5 protein-coding genes are annotated in these 3,767 nt (G+C 47.4%); 3 read left to right on the plus strand and 2 right to left on the minus strand.

The window, feature by feature from the left end:
• The first annotated feature begins 156 nt into the window (after nt 1-156).
• The 3 genes from AB7D94_RS16725 to AB7D94_RS16735 are packed head-to-tail and all read left to right on the plus strand — an operon-like array spanning nt 157 to nt 2,122.
• Complete coding sequence (locus AB7D94_RS16725) at nt 157-519, plus strand: response regulator (RefSeq protein ID WP_420267210.1); 363 nt, start codon at nt 157-159, stop codon at nt 517-519.
• Entirely contained in the window at nt 506-1,147 is a 642-nt protein-coding gene (locus AB7D94_RS16730) for a hypothetical protein (RefSeq protein WP_420267205.1), read from the plus strand. Before AB7D94_RS16725 ends, AB7D94_RS16730 begins: the two co-directional genes overlap by 14 nt.
• 6 nt (nt 1,148-1,153) lie before the next feature.
• Complete coding sequence (locus tag AB7D94_RS16735; protein WP_420267206.1) at nt 1,154-2,122, plus strand: sensor domain-containing diguanylate cyclase; 969 nt, start codon at nt 1,154-1,156, stop codon at nt 2,120-2,122.
• A 67-nt stretch (nt 2,123-2,189) separates the two neighbouring features.
• Here the strand turns inward: AB7D94_RS16735 and AB7D94_RS16740 are convergent, their stop codons facing one another.
• Both AB7D94_RS16740 and AB7D94_RS16745 read right to left on the minus strand, forming a co-directional pair.
• Nucleotides 2,190-3,098 carry a PLP-dependent cysteine synthase family protein gene (locus AB7D94_RS16740; RefSeq protein WP_420267207.1) on the minus strand — a complete coding sequence of 303 codons (909 nt, stop codon included), beginning with the start codon at nt 3,096-3,098 and terminating at the stop codon, nt 2,190-2,192.
• 65 nt (nt 3,099-3,163) lie between these two features.
• On the minus strand, nt 3,164-3,592 hold the full coding sequence (locus AB7D94_RS16745) for an OsmC family protein (protein ID WP_420267209.1): 429 nt from the start codon (nt 3,590-3,592) through the stop codon (nt 3,164-3,166).
• Nucleotides 3,593-3,767 lie beyond the last annotated feature (175 nt).

The raw sequence follows: 3,767 nt of genomic DNA on the forward strand, positions 1-3,767 counted from the left end.
TTAAAGCACGGGGGCTTTTAACTCTTTTCGCTTCTCTATGTCGGTTATAGGGAGATAAGCTGCACTTGCAATGAGCACTGCCACTGTGATAGAATCAACCACAGTGGACAATTACTGATACGAGCGAGGTGACTTGTGAGTTTTTCGTTACTCTTAGTGGATGATTCAAATGTGGCCAAACGTTATGTCAGGAAGGAGATGCTGTCCATACTGGATTATGAAGATATTGTGGTGACAGAGGGGTCAAATGGCAAGGAGGCGTGTGTGGCCTGCCACGCTTATAAAGTTGACCTGTTAATGTTAGACCTGACGATGCCTGAGATGACCGGCTACGAGGTGCTGCAACATCTTAAAGAACACGGGATGGCCATAAAGGCAATCGTGCTGAGTGCCGATATCCAGCCCGGTGTTGAGGAGATGGTGAAGGCTTCCGGGGCTATCGGCTATTTGAAAAAACCTTTTAACAGGCAACAAATGATTAAAGTCCTCAAAGAAAATGGGTTTCATGTTAAAAATTAGTCTTACAGACGATGAGAAGGATTTATTAAAAGAGACCTTTAATCTGGCGTTAGGGCAAGCTGGTGACAAGCTGGCGAGGCTGTTGAAGTCTTTCGTTGATTTATCTGTCCCTGAGATTGAGATACTTGAGGCCGAGAGGGTTGCGGAGAAGGTCTTACAAGATACGGTTTTCTCTGTCTCAGACTCTGTGACGGCGTTGGCGCAGTCATTTTCTCACGGGACGCGGGTTGATGGCGAGGCCGTTGTCATATTCAACAGTCAGACGGTTCAAACCGTTGCCGGAATTTTCGGTCTTGACAGTGTTTCTGAGCACTCACAGAAAATTGAAATAATGCTTGAGCTTACAAATATCATAGCCGGGGCGTGTTTAAACGGGATTGCCAATCAACTGTTTAACGGGGATATGTCTTTCAAGCCTCCGGTAGTGTTGGCCGACAATATTGATTTAACAAAGTTTGTTTATAGCTCATTTCAACGAAGCCAGTTGAACTGGGACCATACGCTGATGGTTAAGATAACGTTCAACCTGAAAGACAAACAGTTTAAGAGCGATTTGTTAATATTTGTGTCCGAACAGGCAATTGAAGCGGTGCGGAAGGCGCTTCAGAGGCTACTTTCTGAGATGTGACGATTAATGGAAACAATTACACAAGACATCGGAGAGTATTTCAGTAAATCCATAGTTGACAGTTTAAGTGTCGGCGTTGTAGTGCTTGATCTGACGTGTCGCGTGGTAGTGTGGAATAGTTTTATGTCTAAACATAGCGGCGTAAGCCGTGAAGACGCGGTGGGAAAAGACTTATTCGACATATTCCCGTATCTGTCAAGGAATTGGCTTGAGATGAAATTCCAGAGTCTTCAGATACTGAAGAGTTATTCATTTGTCTCGTGGAAGCAAAGGCCGTATTTGTTCAAATTTCAGCATAACCGCCAGATAACGGGCGAAGCCGGGTATATGTATCAGGACTGCACGTTTATCCCAATATTGGACACCGATGGCCGGACAGCCCTGATCTGTATGACTATTCAGGACATGACCGAGACCGCCGAATCTCAGAAGATTGTGGACGAGGTAATTGATGCCAACAAGGCCCTTAAACTCATGACCAATTACGACGCGATGACTTGTGTCTATAACAGGGGTTATATAGAAAAACATCTGGAGCAGGAATTCAACAAGTCCAAAAGGTACGGAAATGTGTTCTCTTTAATAATGTTTGATCTGGATCATTTCAAAAAAGTTAACGATACCTACGGGCATCTGGCAGGCGATGAGGTACTGAAAAGAGTTTCCAAAAAGGTCTGCGGCATGCTGCGAAACACCGATTCATTGGGACGATATGGCGGTGAGGAGTTTATCATAATCTCAACTGAGACAAATGAAGAGAATGCCGTACTTTTAGCAGACCGGATTAGAGACGCCGTAGGGCTTATGACAATCACATCCGGTGACTGTCAGATAAACGCTACGATAAGTATGGGCGTGGCAGAGTATCGAAAGGACTTAAAAGACTACCTGCAGATGTTGCACGAGGCGGACATCGCCCTGTATAATTCTAAAAAACAGGGACGCAACAGAGTAACGAAGTACACGCCTATATAGCCCCTAATACGGGGTGAAGGGGGTACCCCCCCTTCGTCTTTAATCTTTATTCTTTTATTTTTTGCGCTTAAGGCGGGCAATCGGCGCAAATAGACTTAAACAGCGATGTGCTTAAGTACCTGTCTCCTCTGTCGGGCAGTATTACGACCAGCACGCCGTCCTTCATCTCCTTTGCCTTTTTCAGCGCCGCAAATACCGCCGCCCCGCTGCTCATGCCTACGAAAAGCCCTTCTTTAGTTGCAAGGTCTCTTGAGGTCGAGTATGCCTCGTCGTCGTTGACGTTGATTTTTTCGTCGAGGCGCGAGGGGTCAAACAGGCCGGGCACGATGGATTCGCCCATGTTTTTCAGGCCCTGGATTTTATGGCCTAAAATCGGCTCCACGCCGACTATCTGAATTGACTTGTCATATTCCTTGAGCCTCTTGCTTGTGCCCATGAGGGTGCCTGATGTGCCCATGCCGGCCATAAAGACGCTTATCTCGCCCTTTGTTTGGTTATAGACCTCTACGCCGGTGCCTTCGTAGTGTGCCTTCATGTTGGATGGATTGTTGAACTGGTCGGGCATAAAGTAGTCCTTGCGGTTTTCGTCGTAGAGCTTATGGGCAAGCCTGATTGCCCCGTCAGTGCCCTCTTTGCCGGGGCTTAGGATAAGCTCGGCGCCAAAGGCCTCAAGGGTCTTGCGCCTTTCCATGCTTACGCACTCCGGCATTACCAGTTTAACGCGGTAGCCCTTGGCGGCCGCAACCATGGCAAGTCCTATGCCCGTGTTGCCGCTTGTAGGCTCAAGTATTACCTTGTCCTTTGTCAGAGTGCCGGCGATTTCGGCGTCTTTTATCATATAGAATGCTATTCTGTCTTTCACAGAGCCACCGGGGTTATTCCCTTCAAGTTTTGCGAAGACCTTCACCTTGGGATTTGTGTTTATACTGTCGAGACTTACTATTGGGGTGTTGCCTATTGCGTCTAAAACTCCCATTGTCTTAACTCCTTATGTGTTTATTTCCATGCATTTATTCCGGCTCAACCATAGTTGCCAAACCACTAACTCCGTGCGACAACCGTCTTTACCTCAAACTGCGGCTGATCCATTATTGCCTTTTTCACGGCGCACTGCTCAGCAACCCTTACGACAGCGTCATAGTATTTCTCAGGGAAATCCGGCGGTACCTTTATATCTATGGTTATCTTTGCCAGCCTCGATTTTCCCGGCCCTTCTGTGGTGTATTCGTGGCTCTGCTCAAGGGTCATCCCCTCGGTGGGGATGGAGTTTTTCTGGCAAAAACTCAGGATAAAAATCCCCGCGCATGTGCCGATAGACGCAAGGAAATGTTTAAAGGGCTCAGGGGCAGAACCATCTCCGCCGTATTTGACGGGTTGGTCGGTGGCTATGACCATTGGAGCCGCATCGCCAACCGGAGCAAACTCGGCATTGACACGCTTGCCGCCGGGAAATGTTATAAGAATGTCCATCGGGGCCTCCTCAACTCCTAAACTATTGAAACCTTACCGGCGCTGACTCAACGCCCGTATGCGAATATTAACATTTCCCGAAATAAATTTGCAAACTGTATCTTTCAGGGCAAACGCATTTGAAATTGCCCCCCTTATTTTTGTCATTCCGGCTTGTCCGGAATCGTGCGCCTGT

It is taken from the genome of Candidatus Magnetominusculus dajiuhuensis, assembly GCF_046044395.1.
Classification (GTDB): Bacteria; Nitrospirota; Thermodesulfovibrionia; order Thermodesulfovibrionales; family Magnetobacteriaceae; genus Magnetominusculus; species Magnetominusculus dajiuhuensis.

What these genes read in the sequence shown, in the direction of transcription:
- AB7D94_RS16730 (WP_420267205.1), top strand. Translation starts at nt 506, where the DNA reads ATGTTAAAAATTAGTCTTACAGACGATGAGAAGGATTTATTAAAAGAG.
- AB7D94_RS16735 (WP_420267206.1), top strand. Translation starts at nt 1,154, where the DNA reads ATGGAAACAATTACACAAGACATCGGAGAGTATTTCAGTAAATCCATA.
- AB7D94_RS16740 (WP_420267207.1), bottom strand. Translation starts at nt 3,098, where the DNA reads ATGGGAGTTTTAGACGCAATAGGCAACACCCCAATAGTAAGTCTCGAC.
- AB7D94_RS16745 (WP_420267209.1), bottom strand. Translation starts at nt 3,592, where the DNA reads ATGGACATTCTTATAACATTTCCCGGCGGCAAGCGTGTCAATGCCGAG.